This window comes from Kitasatospora sp. NPDC048545, assembly GCF_040651155.1.
Lineage (GTDB): Bacteria > Actinomycetota > Actinomycetes > Streptomycetales > Streptomycetaceae > Kitasatospora.
The window spans coordinates 1-20,287 of the sequence record NZ_JBEZIQ010000086.1 but is presented as its reverse complement, the minus strand read 5'-3'; the positions used below and the strand labels follow the sequence as shown (position 1 = coordinate 20,287).

Genomic DNA, 20,287 nt, shown 5'->3' with positions numbered 1-20,287 from the left:
CCGGGGGTCGAGGACGGGTCAGCGGCCGGGGTCCGGGGGTTCAGCCGGTCCGGCTGCCGTGGGTCGTCATACCATCGGCTGCTGCTGCGGAAGGATCGTCTCGCGTTCGCCGCCGAAGTCGAACGGGTCGAAGATGTTCTGCAGGGTCAGGTCGATGCCCTTCTCCCAGCCGTAGTCGTGGATGTCGTCATGGGCCTGTATCGCCGCCACCGGCCAGGTGATGATGCCGAGGACCGGGATCCGGCCGAGGCCTCCGAGCTTGCCGCCGCCCTTGGGCGCCTTCGGCCTGGGGGCCATCGGCGGCTCCGGCGGGGTGACGGTGACCTTCACCGAGCGGTGGCTGTCGAAGGACCGGTCCGCGGAGAGGACCCGGACGTTCTGGTTGCCGGCGAAGTGGTCGGCGATCTCCTTGGCCTGGGCCGCGTCCTTGGCGACGAAGACGACGTTCCCGGCCTGGGCCTTCTTGTTGATGTCGAGCTTGTTGTTGATCGTGGAGATGCCGCCCTGGACGCTGGACCCGCCGGTGGCGTCCACCGACTCCACGCTGACGATCTTGCCGTTGCGCCAGGTCACCTTGAGGAAGTCGGAGGTGGTGCCGAGCGGCACGCTGTTCCCGTCGGCGTCCAGGATGGTGTTCTTCTGGATGATCGGGTTCTTCTCGTCCTGCATCAGGTAGCGCACGCCGGTGCCCGACTTGGACCCGTCGTACCAGTTGCCGGAGTCCTTCAGGTCGTCGTTCATGGAGTGGTAGGCGATCCGCTCGTTGTCGTTGACGAAGTCCTCGCTGTCGGCCAGCACGTGCGGCACGCCGTAGCCGTCGTAGACGACGTTCCTGCCGTCCTGGACGCCCTCGGTGTTCGCGTTCGCCGGCCGGAGGTGGTTGCCCTGGCAGTCGTCCGCGTGCTCCCGGCAGTAGTTGCGCTCGTCGGGGTCGAAGAGTCCGCTCGGGTCGCTGCGGTTCAGCGGGCTGCTGTGGGCGTAGGTGTAGCCGTTGAGCGACTGCGGGTCGCTCTCGGCGAACACCGGGTCGATGCTGACGAACCGTCCGGTGGCGGGGTCGTAGTCGCGGGCCCCGAGGTGGACCAGTCCGGTGGGTTCGTTCGTGCCACCGACGAAGCCGCGGCTGCCCGCCCAGGCGGCCGGGGCGGCGCCGCGGGCCGCGCCGAACGGGGTGGTCCGCCGGACGCCGACCGCGCCGGTGACGGCGTCGATGTTGAGCGTCGCCGTGCCGTGGTGGTCGCCGACCTGGAAGGTGACCTTGTTGTCGTCGGTGCGCAGCGCGGTCGCGCCGCCCAGCTGGTAGTAGCGGACCGCGGTGGGCTTGGCCGCGCCCTTGACCAGGGTCAGCTCGGTGTTGCCGAGGTTGAGGGTCCACTTCTCGGCCGCCGGGTCGGCGGAGTCGAGGTTGTGGGCGAGCAGGCGGTTGCCGATCGCGTCGTACAGGTAGTCGGTGGTCCGCGTGGTGGTGCCGGTGGTGCTGCCGACCGTGGTCCGCAGGGTGTCCGTGACCTTGTCCAGCTTGCCTTCGGAGTTCCAGACCAGGACCTGGTCGCTGGTCTGGTTGCCGGAGGGCTTCAGGTGGCGGCCCACGGTGTTGCCGGAGTCGTCGTACTCGTAGGACTCGACGGCCGGGGTGCCGACCGAGCCCACGGTCGTGCTGGTGCTGCCCAGGGCGTGTGGACGGGTGCCGGTCGCCGCCGGGTACCCGTAACCGGTCGTGGTGTCGAGGGTGGGGTTGCCCTTCGGGTCGTGCCGGGTCTCACCCGCCCGGGTGCCGTTGGTGTTGTAGGTGTAGCTGCTCCAGTACGGGGCCGGGCCGCCGAGCGACGCGCCGTCGGGGGCCGACGGGCAGTCGGTGCCGGAGGGCGTGAACGCCTCGGTGAGGCGGACCTGGTAGTCGTACTGGAAGCACTGCCGGTCGACGCCCGCGGGCGTGCTGTCGGTCAGCGAGGTGATGTTGCCGGCCTGGTCGTAGGTGTAGGCCGCGGCCCGCAGCGCGCCGGTGACGCCGTACTCGTCGGTGCGGCTGGAGGCGAGGCGCTGGGTGCCCCACTCATAGGAGTTGGTGACGTAGACGTCCTTGCCCGGGGTGCCCGCGCTCAGCGTGGACTGCAGCGGTTTGCCGGTCAGGCTGAAGGTCTGGCCGGTCTGGTAGCTGCTGAGGCCGGAGACCGCCGTCGCGCGGTGGAGCCGGTCGTAGGTGAAGGCCAGCGACTCGGCGGGGAGGCTGCCGGCCGCCGGGTAGGCGACGGACTGCGGCAGGCCGTCGAGCCGGTAGACCGCCCCGGTGACGTAGCTGCCGGCGAGCGCCTCCTGTCCGGGGACGGAGGGGATGGTGACCGTGGTGCGGGTCGCCCGGCCCAGCGCGTCGTAGAGCGAGTAGGCGGTCTTGTACTGGTAGCTGGTGCCGTTGACGGTGGCGTAGCGGGTCGTCGAGGAGAGCAGGCCCTTGTTGCCGCTCGGGTCCCAGGACTGCGCGGTCATCAGCGGGCCGGTGGCGGAGCCGTCGTGGGTCTCCACCGGGCGGGACAGGTTGTCGTAGACGGTGGTGACGGTCCGGCCGCGGCCGTCGGTGGTGCTGACCAGCTCCGAGCGGTCGTTGAAGGACTTGGAGGTGGTCCCGGAGTCCGGGTCGACGGCCTTGGTCTGCCGTCCCCTCTGGTCGTACAGCCAGGTCCACGCGGTGCCGGCCGGGTCGGTCAGCCTGGTGAGGTGGCCGGCCGGGTCGTAGCCGTAGGTGGTGGCGTCGTAGCCGGTGAGGGTCCGGTCCTTGTACTGGCGGACCTCGGTGGTGTGCCCGGACGCGTCCGCGATGGTCGTCGTCGGGATCGCGCCGGTGGGCGGGGTGACGGTGACCCGGTCGCCGCCGTACTCGGTGGTCGTGGTGGCCAGCGGGCTGCCGACGCCGTTGCCGGCGAGCACGGTGGACTTCACCACGCGGCCCAGGCCGTCGAAGGCCTTCGCGGTCTGGGTCTCGACGCCGGTGGCGTCCTCGACCTTGAACAGGGTCGTGGACGGCGCGCCGGTGGCGTAGTACGGCGTGTAGGTGAGGGCGGCCTGGCCGCGCTCGTCGTAGAAGCTGTCGCTGAGGACGCGTCCGCCGTTGTCACCGGGGGCCTGGGTCTGGCGCACCCGGCCCAGGCCGTCGTACAGCGTGTACGCGGTGTCCTGGGAGCCGTCGGCGTTCAGGGTGAGCGTGGCGACCGAGGTGATCCGGCCGTCGGCGATGTCGTAGGCGAACTGGTGGTTGGGCGACTGGCCGGTGCTCTTGGAGCGGTTGGGCAGCCAGACCTTCAGGATCCGGCCGAGACCGTCGTACTGCAGGTCGGTGCGGCGGTTGTTGGCGTCGAGCGTGTCGGCGGTCAGGCCGCGGACGGGCTCGTAGTCGGTGGTGACGGTGTGCGCGGTGGCGCCGTTGCCCGGTACGGACGGGGCACCGACGGTCCTGGACTGCGTGGGCCGACCGGTGGCCGGCGTGTAGGCCGTGGTGGTGGGGCGCGCGAGCGCGGTCGGGGTGCGGACCGGCGCGCCGGCCCCGGTGAGGTCGTAGACCGAGCTGAAGGCGAGTTCGGTGCTGGTCACCGTCCGGCCGTAGACGTCGTAGCCGGCGGTGTTGCCGAGGTACGTCGCGCTGTTGCCGGTGCGGGACTTGAGCATCTCGGTGAGCGTGACGTCGCCCTTGGTGGGGGCAGCGCCCTGGGCCTGGCCGTCGAAGCTCAGCCGGGTGTCGGCCAGCACGGCGGAGGTGCCGTCGGGCCGGGTGTCGCGGTCGACGTTCGCCGAGCAGCCGGCGGCGACCGTCTCGGTGCGGGCGGCGGCCGTCAGGATCCAGGCCGCGGTGTTGTCCGCGTAGGTGATCCGGGTGCACTTGTCGTCGGTGCCGACCGCGGTGTCTCCCAGGTCCTCGGACTGGGTGGGGCGCCCGTAGTCGTCCGGGGTCGTGTTGGTGCGGGTCTCGCGCCAGGACTTCCCGGCGCCGTTGTCCAGCGAGGTGAAGGAGCGCCGGGCCGAGGTACCGGTCAGGTTGGCCGTGGTGGTGCCCCAGTCGCGGACCCGCTTGGCGGTCTCCTTCTTCCACGGCGTGTTGACGTTCTTGCCGAGGATCGCGCCGCCGGGCTTGTCGTACTGCTCGGTGCGGTACTCGTAGCCGGCCCAGGCGTTGTCGTCGGTGAGGGTGGTGCCCTGGCCGTCGTCGACGGTCACGGTGCGCTTCATGGACTTGTCGGCCGGGTCGGAGCGGTCGCCGTCCATGCCGCGCAGGAAGTAGTGGTCGGCCTGGGTGGACATGCCGGCGACGCCGCCGGTCTCCACCCGGGTGCGGGCGTAACCGCGCCACTGGGACCAGGTCTTGAGCTTCTCGCGGGTCAGCCCGTCCTCGTCGTCGTAGTGCCAGGCGGCGTCGCCGAGGTAGGTGTAGTGGGTGACCATGTCGGGTGCGCCGCCGGTGCGGTCGGTGGCGATGACCGACTCGACCACGTACTTGTTGAACCACTCGGTGGTCACCGGTACGTCGTTGGTCGGCTGGTACTGCTGCGGGTAGCAGCGGGTGGTGTTGGTCTGCGGGGTGGGCAGGTTGTTCCAGTCGCAGGCCGCCGCCGAGTAGTTGACGTCGATCTGGCCGCCGAGCTCGTCCGTGACGGTGCCGAGGCGCTGCTTGATGAACGGCGCCCGGCCGTCACCGACCTTGTCGAGCCGGTTGGCCAGCTGCTTGTACGCGAAGCCGGTCTTCGGCATGGGGACGGACGGGCTGCCACCGGCGCCGGTGTGCTGCACGGAGTCGAGCAGCAGCTGGTAGTCGAAGTCGGCGGTGCCCCACTTGTGGTTCAGCGTCCAGCTGTCGACGTCCTGGTAACCGCCGTCCGGCTGCAGGGTCTTGGCGGTGACCGAGGTCAGCCGGGTGCGGGTGAAGAAGGTCGGTGCGAACTGGGTCTTGCAGTCGGTGCCGTCGGCGCAGTTCTGGTCCCACGGGGTGTCGTACCAGTACTGCCGGTTGGCGTCGATCTTCGCCGGGTCGCACAGGCCGGCCGTGGTCTCCAGGCAGCGTTCGGCGGTGCCGAAGTCGACCCGGCCCATCGGCTTCACCGTGGCGGAGTACAGGTCGCCCTGCTGCTGGCCGTACTCGATGTGGTCGAGGTGGCCGCCGCGCACGTACGGGGTGCGGTCGGTCTCCTTGAGGTCGCGACCGTAGTTGTTGGTCTCCGGGGTGTACCAGTAGGTGACGTCGTCGCCGTGGGCGTCGACCACCAGGTCGAGGTTCCACCGCCAGCCCTGCTGGCACCAGGAGGACGCGAAGTCGGCGCCGTTGCACGGCTCGCCGGCGTTGTTGCCGAACACCGGCACGGTGTAGACGGACTTCGTCTCGGGCTTGCCCGCCGACCAGTTCGGCAGACGGTTGTACCCGAAGTAGTAGCTCGTGCCGTCGGGCGTCGTGGCCCGGAAGTACTCGCCGTCGTTGTCGCCGTTGCCCCGTCCGCCGTCACGCAGCCGGGTGACCTTGGTGTTGTCGTCGCCCTCGATGCGCCACTCGTCGCCGGAGACCGGGATCAGTTCACCGGAGTGGCCCGCGAAGCTGATGGTGGCGTTGTCGGTCGCCCAGCAGAGGTCGCCGGGCTCGGAGCCGTTGGTCTTCGGCGCGTCGTCGTCGGCGCACGGCTTGTAGCTGCGCTCCACGAAGCCGGGCGAGAGGTCGAAGCCGTCACCCGCCCAGGAGGCCTGGTTGTTGCTGTTCGCGGTGCGGCCGTCGATCCGGCCGGAGCTGTACGACAGTCCGAGCTTGGGGGTGAGTCCACCGGGCATCGGGGTGAGCGGCATGTCGTACGACCAGGAGAACGACCCGCTGTTCAGCGCGGTCGACCAGGTCGAGGCGGAGGACAGCGGGGTCGCCTTGTAGCTGCCGCCTGCCCCGGCCGCGCCCGGGGTCGCGGCGATCACCGCGGCCGAGCCGGACGCCGACGCGGAGGCCAGCCGCAGTGAGCCGGCCGGCGGAGCGGTGGGGGCGAGCGCGTCGGCGGTGACGGTCTGCTTCGCCACGTCGTTGCTGCCCGGCAGCGGCGTCTGGGTGCGGCACTCCGGCTTCTCCGGCGTGGTCAGCACGCACGCCGGGAGCTGGACGAGGCGCAGCCGGGAGCCGAACCCGGAGCCGGCCGCGCGGGCGAAGCCGCTGTAGTCGACGCTGACCTTGGTCGGGGAGTCGGTGCCGCCGACCGTCAGCAGCACTCCGGTGATCCCGGCCCGCCGGGCCAGGTCCTGGCTCAGCACCTCGACGGTGGCCGCCTGCGGCGCCCCGGCGGGCGCGGACTGCGACGCGGCGGCGCCGGTGGCGGACTCCAGTGCCACGGGCAGCTTGCCGGCCGTGACCGGCCCCCGGCCCGCGGGCGCGGGGACGACGACCGCACGGCCCTCGCCGGGCCAGGCCGTCTGCCCGGCCGCGGGCGCGCTGACGGTGGTGTCGGGCTTGCGGCCCTTGGCACCCGCGTTCGATCCCTTGACGGGCTTCTCGGGCGAGACCGCGGAGGGCTTGGCGTACGGCTCGGCCGCCGTGGCGACGGCGGCCAGCGGCAGTGCCGGCAGCAGCGACCCGACCAGGGTGCCCGCGATGATCGCGGACACTCTGGGCCGGGTCGCCCGCGGCACCGACCAGATTCTGCTCATGGGGAACACGACTTCCTCGGAAGAGTGGATGTGACAGGGCGTGGGCCGGGCGGCAGTCAGCCGCCCGGCCCACGGGGATCGGTGGATCAGACGCCGGTGGAGGTGTCCAACGGGACGTTGTAGTCGGCGAGCTTGACGATCTGTGCCGGGCTCAGCACGCCCTGGTAGAGCCAGACGTCGTCCAGCTCGCCGGAGAAGGGCTCTCCCCACGCACCGGCCGTCCTGGTCCGGCCGAACTGCAGGCCGGACGTGGCCTCGAAGGGCCGCGGGGCGGTGGTCCGGGAGACCGACGTGGTGCAGCCGGTCACCCCGTCCGCGCAGCGCTGGTTCTCCGGCTGCCCGTTGACGTAGAGGGTCAGCCGGCCGGAGAAGGCGTCGTAGCTGACCGCCAGGTGGTTCCAGTTCTCCAGCACCGCTTCGGTCCGGACCCGCTTGGGCTGGACGTACGTCGTCGTCACCAGCTTGCCGTCCGGCTGCGCAACGGTGTCGCTGGACTCGGTGCGCTTCGCCGCGACCTCGACGGTCTTCCCGCTCCGCTTGGCCTCCCCGACCGCCCGCGCGTCCGGCGACTGCCCGTCCTGCGTGGCGCCCGGGTTCGACGGGCCCGGCTTCGACGGGCCCGCGCCGGGGGCGGCCGTGGCCGGGGGTATCGCGGTCCCCGTCAGCGCGGCCGCGGTCAACACCGCGATCACCCAGCCGCGCGCGGCCGGTCTCCAGCCTGTTCTTTCCAAGTCAGCCCCGGATTCATTTCAAGATCATGCAGAGGTCGAGGCGGATCTTCGGTCATGCGTGAGGAAAGTGTCAACAGATCATGAGAAGTCTTTGAGAATGCGAGACATGACAGGAAGTCGACCGACGAGCGCTGCCCTCCGGGTCGCGGGCCGATGGGAATCAGGCCAGGTCATCGGCCTGGAAGCCAGGTTTCGGCAGGGGCCGTTTCCGCTACAGGAAATGACGTCCAGTCAGTTCCTTTTCTTTGCCTGCTCGTTCGACCACGCCCCGGAGCCGAGGACAAGGACGCCCCGCAACACTTCAGGCCGAGCCCGCCGTCGCATCGGCCGTGCCCTCTCTCCCATCCCGCCGAGGCCACCGGTCGCCCACTCCCCCGCCCTCCCGCGCCACGGCATCAGGCGACCGGCACGCTCAGCACCCACGGCCGGCGACAGGCAGGGGGGCCGACTTCGGTCCGGCGTGCGGGCCCGGGCGTGGCGGGCGGGTGGCAACCACCTGCCGACGCGGTCCACGGGTGGGGTGGCCCGGGGAGGGGTGGATGGCAATCAAATGATCATCAGAAGGTAGGGTCGGCGCCGGTGGTGAGCGCTGTCGCGCCGTCATCACCGCATTCGATGCAGACTCAAGGGTGGGTGTCCTACGTGAAGATCGGTTCGAGGACCGCGCGGGTTGCCGCGGTTCTGGCTCTCTCGGTGACGACGGTGATCGGCCTCAGCGGGACCGCGCAGGCGGACCACATGGCCCCCACCCTGCGGTACGGGTCCTCCGGTCACGGGGTCGAGTGCGTTCAGGTCCTGCTCAACCGGGCCGGACTCGGGCACAGCATCGCCGTCGACGGCCGGTTCGGGCCCGCCACCAAGGGCTTGGTGGAGGACTTCCAGCGGGCGCACGGCCGGCTGGACATCGACGGCGTCGTCGGCAGGGAGACCGGTGGCGCCCTGTGGGAGATGACGTACAGCCAGCCGCGCTGGTACACCGACTGCTTCGACTACATTCCGACCCCGTAGCGGTCTCCCCACGCCGGCCGCTCCCGTCCCGGGGCAGGCAGTGCTCGTCCGCCGAGCAGGACCTGCCCCGGACGACGATGACCGTGCGCACAGTGCGCTCCTTCGTCGAAGAGTGCACCGCACCACCGCCGGAACTCGCCGGTCGAACGTCGACGGCCCACCGCCGAGGCGTCCCACCACGGTGTCGGATCCGAGGTCCGTCCGACATCACCGGTGAGATTCCGGACGAACTCCGCCGCCTTGCAACCGACTTCACCGTCGCGGACGCCGGAGCGTCAGCGGACCGCCCGGCCGGGTGCAGGCGTCCGGCTCGCGGGGCCCGGCCGGGTCAGCGCCCCTCGCGCACCTCGAACACGCCACTGTCCCAGTACACGGACGGCTCGTCGGCCTCGCTCGGCCAGTCGCTCTGCAGGTGACGGCGACCGTGCCCCAGGGCCCCGGCGCGGTGCGGGCTCAACCGCCCCGTCTTCAACTCCTCCGCTTCGGCGTCGGTGATCGGCAGCACGGTCCGGTACTGCGCGTCCCGCGAGGCGACCCAGTCGACGTACTCGGTGAACACGCTGACGAAGGCCTGCGAGCAGAGGCCACAGCGCTGGACCGAGACGATGAAGTGCGAGTCGTCCTGGATCATCTGCTCGACCCGGACCCCGGTGTGGCTCTGGTGGTGCGCCCTCGCCACCGCGGCGTCCTCGGCGCAGCACGCCGCACACCCGAACCCCGTGGACTCCGTCACGCCGCCCCCCATGGTCGCAACCCCTCTTCGGCCGTGGCGCCACATGCTACTCGGCGCGTGCAGCCACCCCACGTCTCGCTCTGCCCGTACGGCACGGGGCCGAGCGCGAAGTGCCGCCGGTCGATCGTGGACAACGCGGCGTCCACCTCGCCGAGTTGCTCCCGACTGCGCTGCACGCTCAGGCGCAGCCGAGCGGCGAGGGCGTCCAGCGGCGGCTTGAGGCCGGCGATCGTCCGGAAGGCTCCCCCGGCGGCCTCCCAGAGGCTGAACTGCGCGGCCGGGTTCCCGCCGTCCTGGTACGTCTCGTTGCTCGCCGTCGACATCCGGTGCTGCTCCACGACCGCGACGGCTGGGAGCCGGGGTAGGGCACGACTCCGCACGACGGCCTTCGTCATGCGACCGCGTCGTTGCGGACGTGGTTACGGATCCGGGCCGAAGCGGCAACGTCCGGAGCGACGTCCTGGACGGATGACGGGTCGGCGCGTCACATCTCGTGACGGCGGTGGGACGCGCCGACGGCGCTGCGGGGGTGCCGCGGTGGGGGTCGTCAGCATGGTGGGCATGAAGACTGTTCTGCGCTGTGCGGTCGCCCTGGTGCTGGCCGTGGGCCCGGCGGGTCTGGTCGCCTCGCCGGTTCGTGCCGAGGCCGCCCCGGGCTGGGCGGAGCTCGCGCCCGGGGTCGGGTACCGGGAGCTGACGGTGAGCACCCCGCACGGCGACGCGCGGGTGTACGCCGTCCGCGCCGACCTGCGCGGGCCCGGCGTGCGGGCGGACCTGCTCTTCCCCGGCGCGGTGGCGGCCCGGGCCCCGCTGACCCGGCTGGCCGGCGCGCGCGGTGCGGTGGCGGCGGTGAACGGGGACTTCTTCGACATCAGCGAGGAGCAGCACCCGGGTGTGGCGGCCACCGGGGCGGCCTCCGGCCCTGCCGTGTACCGGGGACGGGCGCTGAAAGCGGCGGTGCCGCAGGCGCAGCGGTTCGGATGGTGGCCGCCGCCGGGTAGCACGGACCAGGACGTGCTCGGGGTCGGGGTGGACGGCGTGGCCCGCCTGGGACGCCTGGTGCTGCGGGGCCATCTGCTGGCCGCGAGCGGTGTGTGGCCGCTGGGCGGGCTGAACCAGTACGCCCTCCCGGTCGGTTCGATCGGTGTGTTCACCTCCGACTGGGGCGAGGTCTCGCGGGCCCGCGCCGCGTGCGGGAACGACGAGTCGCGCAGTGCCCCCTGCACCGCGGACACGTGGGAGGTGACGGTCCGCCGGGGCAGGGTGGCGGCGGTCTCCGCCACCCCGGGCACCGGTCCGATCCCCGCGGGAAGCACGGTGCTGCTCGGCCGTGAGGCGGGTGCCCGCGTGCTGGCGGGCCTGCCCGTCGGCACGCCGGTCGCCGTGGACTACCGTCTCGCGTCGGGCGAGCCGGTGCCCTTCCGCTTCGCGCTGGGCGCCTACCGGCTGCTGCGCGGCGGGGCGGCGCCGGCCGGGTTGGACACCACGGCCGTCGAACCGCGCAGCGCGGTCGGCCTCGCGGCCGGCGGGCGGGTACTGACGCTGCTGTCCACGGACGGACGCGAGGGCACCTCGACGGGCCTGACGCTGACGGAACTCGCCGAAGCGGTGCGCGATCTGGGCTGCCCGGACGGCGTCTACCTGGACGGCGGCGCCTCCGCCACACTCGTCGCCCGCGACCGCGCCACCGGCGAACTGACGGTGCGCAACCACCTCGACCACGGCCAGGAACGACCGGTCCCCAACGCGCTGGGCATCTTCGCCGGGTAGCGCCGGCGGTCCGGCCCTCCTTCCGGCAGCCGCAACCCTCCGCCGGGCCGTGCGGACCGGCGGAGGAGACGCACGGTCGAGCACCTCGTGCAGCCCAGCGGTCGTCGGTGGGCCCCCTGCCGAACGTGCGGACGAGTGCCGCGGCCGAACGTGCGGACGAATGCTGCCGTCGACGTCGGCGGCGTTCCGCACCAGGGCGTCCTGAAGCCCGCCCTGGCCGCCGGCCTCACCCGCACCTCGCCGCGTGCCGGTGCTCCCCCGGGGCCGCCACCCTGCGCGACGGTCACCACCGGCCGGGCGCAGCCCGCACGTCAGGCACGCCCGGCAGCCGCGAGCAGGCGCGGCGGGAGGTAGGGCGACCGGACGTGGACGGCCCAGCCGCGGGTGCGGCGGGCGTGGCAGACGAGGGCGAGGATGTCGAGGCTGAGCGCGGCCGTGGTGTCGGTGGCCCGGTCGGCGACGCAGTGGTGGTCGCGGTGGGCTTCCAGGGCGTCCAGCAGGGCGAGGTTGAGGCTGGTCTCGTCGCCCTCGACGAGCTGCGAGAACAGGACGACCGGGGGCGGGAGGAAGCCCTGGTCCCTGGCCCGCTCCACCGCCTTCAGGGCCCGTTCGGTGGCCGGGAGCGGGTCGGCGCCGCGCAGGTGGTCGTGCAGGGCGGTGCGGTACGAGGCGAACGGGGAGCGGTCCTCGGCGGCGATCGTGGGGCCGGCCAGGACGAGCGGCTCCAGGTCCTCGGAGCTTCCGGTGATCAGGGCGTACGAGAGGGCCGTCTCCCAGAAGACCGGGCCGAAGTCCGTGTCCCGGTGGGCCGGGAAGCGGAGCGGGCGGCCGTCGATCGTCACCTCGACCTCGGTGCCCGGCTCGGCGAGGGCGGCCCGGAACGCGGCGGCCCCGAGGCCGGAACCGAGCCGCAGGTTGGCGAGCTGGGCGTCGGTGGCATCGGAGGTCTCCGAGGCGCGCGCCGAGAGGAGGCAGGTCTGGTAGCGCAGGGCGCCGGTGAGCTCCCACGCGTCCAGCGGCTCGCCCTCCTTGGGCGTGATGGCCTCCAGGGTGCGCCGTTCGAACCGTGCCGCGCTGTCCGGGCTGAGCGGCCGGGCCGGGGTCGGCCGGTCGAGGTCGACGGGCCCGGCGGCGAGACGGGCCACGGCGTCGGGGCGCGGGTCGCGGCCGAGACCGTGGACGCGCGGGCCGGGAGTCTCGAAGCCGGTGACCAGGGCGTGGGGAAGGTAGTCGGTGTCGACCGCCGGGGTCCAGCCGTGGGTGCGGTACGCGAGGGCGGCGAGGGCGATCGGGACCAGCGGCAGGAGGCTGTCGGGTCCGGCGCCGTGCTGGCCGTCCTGGAGAAGCGCGAGCAGGGCGGCGTCGAAGGCCTCGCGGTCCCCGTCGGTGAGGGCGCGCAGAGCCCGCAGGCCGGGCTGCGGTCCGGCAGCGGGGGCTGCGGCGGCGTTGGAGGCTGCGACGGCTTCGGAGGCTTCGGAGGCTTCGGCGGGGTCGGGGAAGTCGACCTCCTCGAAGAAGTGGGCCGCGAACCCGTCGACGAGTTCGCGGGTGGGCGTGACCGGCCCGTCGGGCATCAACTGCCGGGCCCAGGAGAACGCCTCGCCGTGGGCGAAGACCTTGTCCGCGACGATGGCGAGACAGAAGGCGTCGAGCCACTCCCCGGCGGTGACCCGGTGACGGGGGTCGCGTTCCTGCCCGTACTCGGGGTCGTAGCTCATCCCGAAGTTCGGGTAGTCGAGGAAGACGTGGAAGCGGTCGTGCGGGTAGTAGGCGGCGAAGGTGACGGCGCCGGCGGCGGCCTCGGCAGCGTCCTTGAGGACGGCCTTGGCCTCCGCGGAGTCCAGGTCGGGCCGGGTCGTTGAGAGGGCTCCGAGGTAGTCGAGGAAGGACTCGGAGATCAGCTGCCACTCGGTGGTGGTCATCAGGCCGGCGCGGGAGTAGGAGTGGACCTGCCTGCCGATCCGGTTCACGAAGTCCTCGCGGGCCTTCTCCACCCTCGCCGCGTCCACCTGGTGACGTTCGATCCGCACGGTCCTGCCCCCTTGATCACTGGCCTGGCCCCAGCCTAGGCAGTGGGTCTGACATCACGGTCCACGGGTCACACCACACCCCGCACACCGCACCCCGCCCCGGGCGACCGGGACGGCGGGCGGCACGGTGGCCGCCCTCACCGGACGCCGCACCCAGGTCGCCCGGCGATCCGGCTCGCCGGACCGGGCGGTCCCGGTGGTGCCCTCGCCCCGGTGTGGCCGGCGACGCGTCAGGCCTCCGGTTCCCCGGCGGTACGGGCCGTCCGCGGCGGCTTCAGGGCCGGTGCGAGGCTCCTGGACCGATCGTCGGTCAAGTCGAGGAGCGGGGAACCGCCGCCGGCGATGAACGTCGAGTCCTGGTGCCCGGCGGTGTTGTTCGACAGGATGGTCCGGTGGCGAACCTGACCCGGATCCTGACGATGACCCGCGCCGACTTCCATGCGGCCGACCGGGTCGAGCGGTGGACCGCACGCGCGACCTGGGTGGTGTTGACCGCGACGGCCTGGCTGATGGTGATGTTCACGACCGTCTGGTGGGCCGAGGTCGCCGGGGTTCCCAGCGGCACGGTGGGGTGGTTGGCAGCCGCCCTGTCGCCGGCGGTCCCCCTCGTCTCGTGGATCGCCGTCACTTCCGGCCCCGACGGGCGCCCCGGTGCACCGGCGCTGACGGTGGTCCTCCTGCTGGCGGCGGTCGTGCTCGCCATCGCCTTCATCTGAGTCGGTGCGCACGGCTTTCCGGGCAGCCCCTCGGGGATGCTGCAGGTCGGGTGCTGTACCCCGGGGCGCTGCACGTCGGGGCGGCCGACGACACCCCGGCCGTCCGCGCGCCGGCGTCGCACGGCCGCGCCCGACTCGCCCGGCCTGGTGCAGCGCCGGATGCGGCGCGCAGCGGGCGTGCGGGCGAGCGGTGGTGCCGGTGCCGGTGCCGGTGCCGGTGCCGGTGCCGGTGCCGGTCCCATGACGTCACTCGGCCGTGAGCCGGATCCCACTTCGGTTCGGTCCAGTCGGGCGCGCAGCGCCGCGGCGCCGACGAAGCCCGCCGAGCGGACATGACTCGGTACGGCTCGCTCGGAGTCGTTCAGCGGGCGAGGTTCGACGGGCACGGCGGACATGCACTCGTCGTCCGAGGTCGCCGTCGCCTGCGCTCCAGCACCGGACATGCGGCGTCCGCCGAGGACTCGCTCCCCGCTTCCGCCTACCCCGCCGGGGCCGACACCGAGGCCGACACCGGCGTCAGGGGACCGTCATGACGGGCGCTGGCGCGCCAGTCGGCGACGCGGACCAGGGTTTCGAGGAAGGCGAGGCGGAACGGGCCGAGGTCGGGGGCGTCGCGCAGGGACACGGCCCGTGCGGTCCAGGCCGCCGGGAAGGCGGCGGTGTGCAGGGTCCGGGCAGGGAAGTGCTCGCCGGTGGACAGCCGGACGGGCGGGGTACGGTCACCGTCCGCGACGCCGAGCAGCAGCGGGGCCTCGTCGCCGCGCGGGCGCACGGTGAGCCGGACGTGGCCGTGGTGGGCGGCGGCGAGGTAGGTGACGAGCGGGTCATGGCCGCCCTGCCAGAGCAGGAGGGCGCTGACGAACTCGTGCCGCAGGTGGGGGCGCGGAGAGCGGTACGGCGGCAGGAGGTCGGTGTCTGCGCCGTTCCTGGACTTGGCGAGCAGACCGCCGGGCGGGTCGGTGCGGCCGGCCCGCAGCTTCGCCTGGAAAGCATCGTGACACTTGCCGAGGTCGTGGAAGCGGGCCGCCTCGACGACGGCCTCCCGCAGGTCGGTCGGCAGCGCGGGCAGCGCGGCGAGCAGCGACTGCGCCTCCTGCGCGGTCTCCTGGAGGTGCTGGTCGAGGCCGACCCAGGCGGTGCAACCGTAGGCAGGCCGCCCGGGGGCGGCGGCCTCGCACGCCACGGGGACCGGACTCTCCGGGCTCCAGCCGCGGTCCGGGAGGTAGCCGCCGGTGCGGGCGTCCAGGAGCAGCCGGACGCCGGGCCGCAGGTCCCCCGGCCGCGCGGGGCGCCACCGGCGGTCCAGGGTGTCGCGCAGCCAGGCCCGCCCGGCGGGCAGCTGCCGGAGCTCGTCGAGCGGCACCGGGCAGAGTTCGGCGCCGCCCGGATCCGGCTCGTCCTCGCCCGGCCCGTCCTCGCCCTGCCCGGCGCCGTCCCAGGCGCGCCAGGCGACCAGCGCCGGGAGCGAGCCGGTCTGCGACGGGTCGCAGATCCAATGGTCCACGCCGACGGTGTCCTTGCCGGTGCCGCCGGCGGTGTCCTCGGCAGGTGAGTCGAAGAGGGCCAGAACGTCCTCGCGCCCTGGCCCAGGCAGTGCGGGCGGCGTGTCGACGCGGGCCGCCAGCAGCTCGCCGGGGGTGACGGCCCGGCCCTCGTGGGCGGTCAGCCAGCGCGTGGTGGCCGCATCGCCGCCCTCGGGGGGCGTGCACCACAGCAGGTCGCCGCCGTCCGGGTGTTCGCCGTGGCGGTTGCAGCGACCGGCGCGCTGCACGAGCGAGGCCCAGGGCGCGAGTTCGGTGACCAGTGTGCGGCTGGAGAGGTCGAGCCCGGCCTCCACGGCGGGGGTGGCGACGAGGACGAGGTCGTTCCCGCCCTCGGCGGCGGCCAGGATGCGGTCGAGGTCGGCGGCCCGGAAGTGCGGGTTCAGCAGCAGCGCCTCACGCGCCCGGGCGGCCAGGCCGGCGTGCACGGCCCGCGCCCGTGCCGGGGAGTCGATCACCACGACGGTCCGGGTGCCCGGCACGTGCGCGGCGGTGACGGCCTCGACGAGGGCGGCGACGTAACGTCCGGGCGGGAGGTCGAGACGGCCGACGCGCCGCACCGTCCCGGTCGTGTCCGGCGCGTGCACCGTCCTCCCGCCGAGACCGCCCGGCCCCCGCACAGACGACATCCACATCGTCCCGGTCGCCGCCGCCGTTCCCAACTCGTCTCTGAGAAGCTGGAGTTGCCTGCCGGTGGACAGACCCGGACCGAGCAGGTGCGCCTCGTCGAACACCCACTGGGCGTCGGTGTGCAGCAGCGCGTACGAGACCGGCGCCATCGTCCGCGCGTCCGCGTAGCCGCGCATCAACGCCCGGCTGAGCACCATGTCGTGGGTGCCGACCAGGATCGCGCTGCGCTCGGGGCGCCGCCGCCAGCCGCCCTCCTGCGCCGCGGCGCCCGCGAGCAGGTGCAGCCCCACCTCACCCGTGAGGCCCAGCCGCTCCAGCCACGTCCCGATCCGGCCGAAGGCCTGCCCGGCGAGGCTGTGCCGGGGCAGCACGAACACCAGCCGACGCGGCGTGGCCCCCGGCGCGGCGATCAGCCGCCGGTACAGCCACGGCAGCACGGCGGCCACGGTCTTGCCGGCCCCGGTGGGCGCTTCGAGCAGCGCGGGCAGGCCGTCGGCGGCCAGCGCCGACTGGTAGGGGTAGGGGGTGAAGCCGGTGGCGGTGCGCGCAAAGGTCTCGAACTCGGCCGTCATCGGCCCAACCTACGGCCAAGCCAGCCCGGTGGGTAGGACGGGGACGGGGCGGGCAGCCGGTCGTCCCGGCCTCGGGTCGATCGCGTCGGCCGGAGGAGGCGGGCGGCGCGCCGGGCGGGGGCGGTGCCGTCGCTGCGGGCGGGGCGCTCGCGCTGGGCCTGCCCAGTCCCCCGGTGTCGGGTCGGCACGGGACTTCACCGCTGACCTGGTCAGCGGCGGCCGGAGCGGAGCAGCACGCGACCTATCGGGGCCGGAAGCAGGCCGGGAGGGCCGGGAGCGCCTGACGACCGTGACGGCGCCGGTCCGGTGCACGCCGACGGCGCCCAGCACGGTGGACAGGTCGCAGCCACGGACGTCGGCCCGGCCCCGACCGTCCGTGTGGCCGGTCGGGGCCGCACGGTTCAGGGATTCCGCCCGTCGCCGTCGTCCGACGGCTCACTGCCCCGCGAGCGGTGCCGCCGCAGGTACCAGAGCAGGAGGGCAGCGGCGATGATCACGGCGATCGCGATCGCGGCGACCCGGCCGACCGTGCCCTCCACCCTGGTGTAGGCGGCCCCGGCGAAGTAGCCGAGGAGGGTGAAGCCGACGCCCCAGGCGATCCCCCCGAGGGCGTTGTAGAGCAGGAAGCGGCGGTACGGCAGACGGGACATCCCGGCCAGCGAGGGCACCAGCGGCCGGAAGAAGGCGACGAACCGGCCCACGAAGACGGCGGCCGGTCCGCGCCGGCGGATCAGGTCCTGCGCCGTGCCGACCTGCTTGGCATGGCGTCGCAGCGGACGGGCACGAAGGATCGGCGGGCCGAGGTGGCGGCCGATCTCGTAGCCGGCGGAGTCGCCGAGGACGGCCGCGCAGACCACGACCAGGACCATCCAGCCGAGGGAGACTCGGCCCTGGTGGGCGAGGAAGCCGCCGAGGACGGCGGCGGTCTCACCGGGGATGAAGAAGCTGAAGAACAGGGCGTCCTCGGCGAAGACCATGCCACCGATGACCGCGTACACGACTGGGCCGGACAGGCCGCGCAGCCAGTCGGTGATCGAGTGCATCGGCCACACCCCGTCGGCGATCGTGCCCCTTTTCGCTCCAATGTAACGCTTGTCCCCCGACCGGCTCCGTCGGGCGGGGAGGCGGCGGGGCGACCGTCGACACTGCCCTGGGAACCGACGACGCCGTCACTCGCAGGTACCCGCCGTCACCCGGAGCGCTCGGCTTCCGAGCAGGGCGGAAGGGCCGGCGACGGCCGGGTGGATCGCGGTGAGCGGGCGGCCGTGCGACGGACGGGCAGACGAGGGCGTACGGTGGCCGCGGTCTCTGCGACGTCCCCGGGGTCGGCGGAATGACACACGACACCGTGGATCCGGCGACGATCACGCCGGAGATGGCTGATCAGATCCGCACGTGGCGATGCGATGAGGACTACTCCTGGCGCGCGGTGGCCCAGGCCGCGTCCGACCTGTGGGGCTCCGAAGGGGGCCGCAACCAGCTCTACGGCGACGACCTCTGTGGGGCCGCGGCGAAGCTGCTGGGCGAGAACCCCTACCGGGAGCCGTGGAACTGACGCGCGCCGGACGACCTCCGGAACGGACGAGCGGGGCCCGCACGAATCTCGTCCACGGGTCCCATCGGCCCGGCGTCGCGGGCGGCTTCGTCCTGGACGGCTTCCGGACCGACACGCCCCCGGCCTCTCCCACAGCACCACAGCCCGGCAGATCGGGGCCGCCGCTTGGCTGCGGCAGCCCCGGTCACATCAGGGCAGTCACCAGGCCTCCGGCTGACACTCGTCCGTTGCCAGGCCTGACGTCCCGTCGCTCAGGCGAAGCGGGAGCTGCGCACCGGGCCGGCGGAGCGGCAGCGGTCGCGGGGGCCGGTCAGCCAGCGGGGGGCGACCGCGCGGGCGAAGGCGGCCAGGGCCTCGTCGGGGTCGGCCGGGGTCTCGCCGTCGCCGGGGTCCGGGGTCGGGTCGGCGGTGCGGATGTCGGCCGCCAGTTCCTCGGCGGTCCGCTCGTCCGGCTCGCCGCCGAGCGGCTCCCAGGGCGCGAGGACGGTCTGGCCGAGCACGCCGCAGACGTCGGCGGTGACGCCGGGCGTCTCGGTCCAGCAGGTCGCGTGCTCGTACAGCACCTCGCCCGGTGCGCGTTCGTTCAGGAGGGAGAGCAGGTCGCCGTCCGCCTCGCTCAGGTCGTAGGCCACCACCACGGTGTTCGCCGTGCCCGGGCGGTAGGGCTGGGCGGGCAGGCCGAACAGGTCTGCGGCAGCCAGGCCGAGCGCGCGGTCCGCGCGGCCGGGCAGCAGGGAGACCGACTGCGGGCGTGTCCCGGTCGCTTCCAGGATCAGCCGCAACCGTTCCAGGCCTTGCCGGCAGAGCGCGTAGCTGTCCTGGAGGAAGGCGTAGCGGCCGGTCATGCCCGCGTCCCAGCCGTAGGGGGACAGGCTGGTGAGCAGGCCGCCGGTGAGGGTGAACTGCCAGGCGCGCAGGGCCTGGTGGTGGAGCGGGTCGGGGTCGCCGGGCTGCGCGGTGGCGGCGACGGCCGCGGCGCGGTCGAGGGAGCGGCGCAGCCGGTCGGCGGCCGGCTGCCACTGGCCGGCTTCGGCGGGCAGGCGGTCGAAGGCGGTGCGGGCCGCGGTGGCGTCGCCGGCCATCAGGGTGTTGTAGGCGAGCAGGTAGCGCTCGGGCCAGTCGCGGAGCAGCGCGTCGTGGTCGCGCAGCAGGCCGGCGGCTTCGGCGTGGCGCTCCTCGTCCTCAAGGGCGATGGCGAGTTCGGCGATGATCGGGAGCCGCTGGTCGGCACTGCTGCGGACCTTGGCGAGCAGGCCGCGTGGCGGTGCGTCGGCCGCGCGCAGCGCCTCGGTGAGGGCGGGGACGGCGAGGAAGGCGGCGCCGCGCCCGACGCAGGCGTAGCCGTACTGGTAGAGCGCGCCGGGATGGGCGGGCTTGGCGGCCAGGGCGCGGGCGGCCTCGACGAGGTCGTCGAAGCCGCCGTCGGCGGCCAGCCGCTCGACCAGCGGGGCCACCTGGGCAGCCGGCAAGTCGCGTGCGACCGAGCGCAGTTCGCGCATCGCGGCGCCCGGGTCACCGGACTCCACGAGGCTCCAGGCGGTGTCGAGCGAGGTCGTCGTCACAGGGTTCCTCCGGGGCGGGTTGTCAGGGTGGGTTGGTGTCGTCGGGGATCAGAGGCAGCGGGCGGTGATCAGCACGAGCCACGGGTGTGCGGGGTGCGGGGGCGGGGTGCGTGGCACCAGTGCGCCGGCGGCGGCGCCGGCGCCGGCGCGTGCACGGTCACGCACGCGGGTCGCGGTGGTGCACGCGGCCGCGGCCGTGGTGCTGTCCGTGGCAGGGCGCGCGGAACAGGGGCGGCGGCCGGGCCGTGGCGGCGGAGCCGGCTACGGGTGCCCGGTGAGTGGCGGCGAGGGAGCCGGCCGCCGGTCGTCGGCGGCGGGTCGGGCTCACCTGCTCGGGCGGTGGCCGCCCTTCCTGTTGAGGTCGCGCATGGGGAGGATCATGTCCGAATGCCACCGCCCGCCGCAAGCCGATTGTTCGGCCGGCGACCGCCAAGCCGGTGCGCCGACGGGGATCCGACCGGGATGCACTGAGCAGGTGTGAACTCGCTCCGTCGTGGGCGGGGCCGGCGGCGTCGTGAGGACACCTTCCGCTTGTCGGTGGTCGTCACGACGGCGCCTGTGCGGCGTGCCTTGGCGCCGCGTGGGGCATCGAGCGCGGAGAGCGGCTGCCCGTCGTGAGCCATGCTCGCGGCTCGAACTGTCCCGCCTGTCCCGAACACCCAGTCAGCACGGCCCGCCAACCGGAGCGCGAGGCGCTACTGAAGTTGAATTCGTGATGTCGGCCTGAAGGTGGTCAGCCGTCCATGATCAGGCCGGTGGCGGCGAGGCATCCGTCGATGAGGTGAGAG

12 protein-coding genes are annotated in these 20,287 nt (G+C 73.5%); 4 read left to right on the top strand and 8 right to left on the bottom strand.

What is annotated here, in order from left to right:
* Positions 1 to 66 precede the first annotated feature (66 nt).
* Together AB0D10_RS42975 and AB0D10_RS42970 are read right to left on the bottom strand one after the other, a co-directional pair.
* Positions 67 to 6,651, bottom strand: a complete 6,585-nt coding sequence (locus AB0D10_RS42975) for an RHS repeat-associated core domain-containing protein (protein WP_360267474.1) — start codon at positions 6,649 to 6,651, stop codon at positions 67 to 69.
* An 86-nt stretch (positions 6,652 to 6,737) separates the two neighbouring features.
* Positions 6,738 to 7,334: a LamG-like jellyroll fold domain-containing protein gene (locus AB0D10_RS42970; protein ID WP_360267472.1), complete on the bottom strand. Its 597-nt coding sequence runs from the start codon at positions 7,332 to 7,334 to the stop codon at positions 6,738 to 6,740.
* A 741-nt stretch (positions 7,335 to 8,075) separates the two neighbouring features.
* Here AB0D10_RS42970 and AB0D10_RS42965 point away from each other — a divergent pair.
* Positions 8,076 to 8,390: a peptidoglycan-binding domain-containing protein gene (locus tag AB0D10_RS42965; protein WP_360267469.1), complete on the top strand. Its 315-nt coding sequence runs from the start codon at positions 8,076 to 8,078 to the stop codon at positions 8,388 to 8,390.
* A gap of 328 nt (positions 8,391 to 8,718) precedes the next feature.
* Here the strand turns inward: AB0D10_RS42965 and AB0D10_RS42960 are convergent, their stop codons facing one another.
* Positions 8,719 to 9,123 (bottom strand): hypothetical protein, encoded by a 405-nt coding sequence (locus AB0D10_RS42960; protein ID WP_360267467.1) that lies wholly within the window; start codon positions 9,121 to 9,123, stop codon positions 8,719 to 8,721.
* The gene (locus AB0D10_RS42955) at positions 9,120 to 9,446 is read right to left on the bottom strand and encodes a hypothetical protein (RefSeq protein ID WP_360267464.1); all 327 of its coding nucleotides are present in this window, start codon (positions 9,444 to 9,446) and stop codon (positions 9,120 to 9,122) included. Before AB0D10_RS42955 ends, AB0D10_RS42960 begins: the two co-directional genes overlap by 4 nt.
* 238 nt (positions 9,447 to 9,684) lie before the next feature.
* Between AB0D10_RS42955 and AB0D10_RS42950 the strand changes: the two genes are divergently transcribed.
* Positions 9,685 to 10,893, top strand: a complete 1,209-nt coding sequence (locus tag AB0D10_RS42950; protein WP_360267461.1) for a phosphodiester glycosidase family protein — start codon at positions 9,685 to 9,687, stop codon at positions 10,891 to 10,893.
* Between the two features lie 311 nt (positions 10,894 to 11,204).
* Here AB0D10_RS42950 and AB0D10_RS42945 read toward each other — a convergent pair whose 3' ends face one another.
* Complete coding sequence (locus AB0D10_RS42945; RefSeq protein ID WP_360267458.1) at positions 11,205 to 12,923, bottom strand: Imm49 family immunity protein; 1,719 nt, start codon at positions 12,921 to 12,923, stop codon at positions 11,205 to 11,207.
* Positions 12,924 to 13,315: 392 nt separating this feature from the next.
* Here AB0D10_RS42945 and AB0D10_RS42940 point away from each other — a divergent pair, with 392 nt between their 5' ends.
* Positions 13,316 to 13,639 carry a hypothetical protein gene (locus AB0D10_RS42940; RefSeq protein WP_360267455.1) on the top strand — a complete coding sequence of 108 codons (324 nt, stop codon included), beginning with the start codon at positions 13,316 to 13,318 and terminating at the stop codon, positions 13,637 to 13,639.
* Between the two features lie 478 nt (positions 13,640 to 14,117).
* On the opposite strand, the gene AB0D10_RS42935 is transcribed toward AB0D10_RS42940, so the two are convergent.
* Entirely contained in the window at positions 14,118 to 16,382 is a 2,265-nt protein-coding gene (locus tag AB0D10_RS42935) for a CRISPR-associated endonuclease Cas3'' (protein WP_360267452.1), read from the bottom strand.
* A 401-nt stretch (positions 16,383 to 16,783) separates the two neighbouring features.
* The gene (locus AB0D10_RS42930; protein ID WP_360267449.1) at positions 16,784 to 17,425 is read right to left on the bottom strand and encodes a DedA family protein; all 642 of its coding nucleotides are present in this window, start codon (positions 17,423 to 17,425) and stop codon (positions 16,784 to 16,786) included.
* A 332-nt stretch (positions 17,426 to 17,757) separates the two neighbouring features.
* On the opposite strand from AB0D10_RS42930, the gene AB0D10_RS42925 reads away from it, so the two are divergent.
* Positions 17,758 to 17,937, top strand: a complete 180-nt coding sequence (locus tag AB0D10_RS42925; protein ID WP_360267446.1) for a hypothetical protein — start codon at positions 17,758 to 17,760, stop codon at positions 17,935 to 17,937.
* 251 nt (positions 17,938 to 18,188) lie between these two features.
* Here AB0D10_RS42925 and AB0D10_RS42920 read toward each other — a convergent pair whose 3' ends face one another.
* Positions 18,189 to 19,499 carry a hypothetical protein gene (locus AB0D10_RS42920; protein ID WP_360267443.1) on the bottom strand — a complete coding sequence of 437 codons (1,311 nt, stop codon included), beginning with the start codon at positions 19,497 to 19,499 and terminating at the stop codon, positions 18,189 to 18,191.
* Between the last annotated feature and the right edge of the window lie 788 nt (positions 19,500 to 20,287).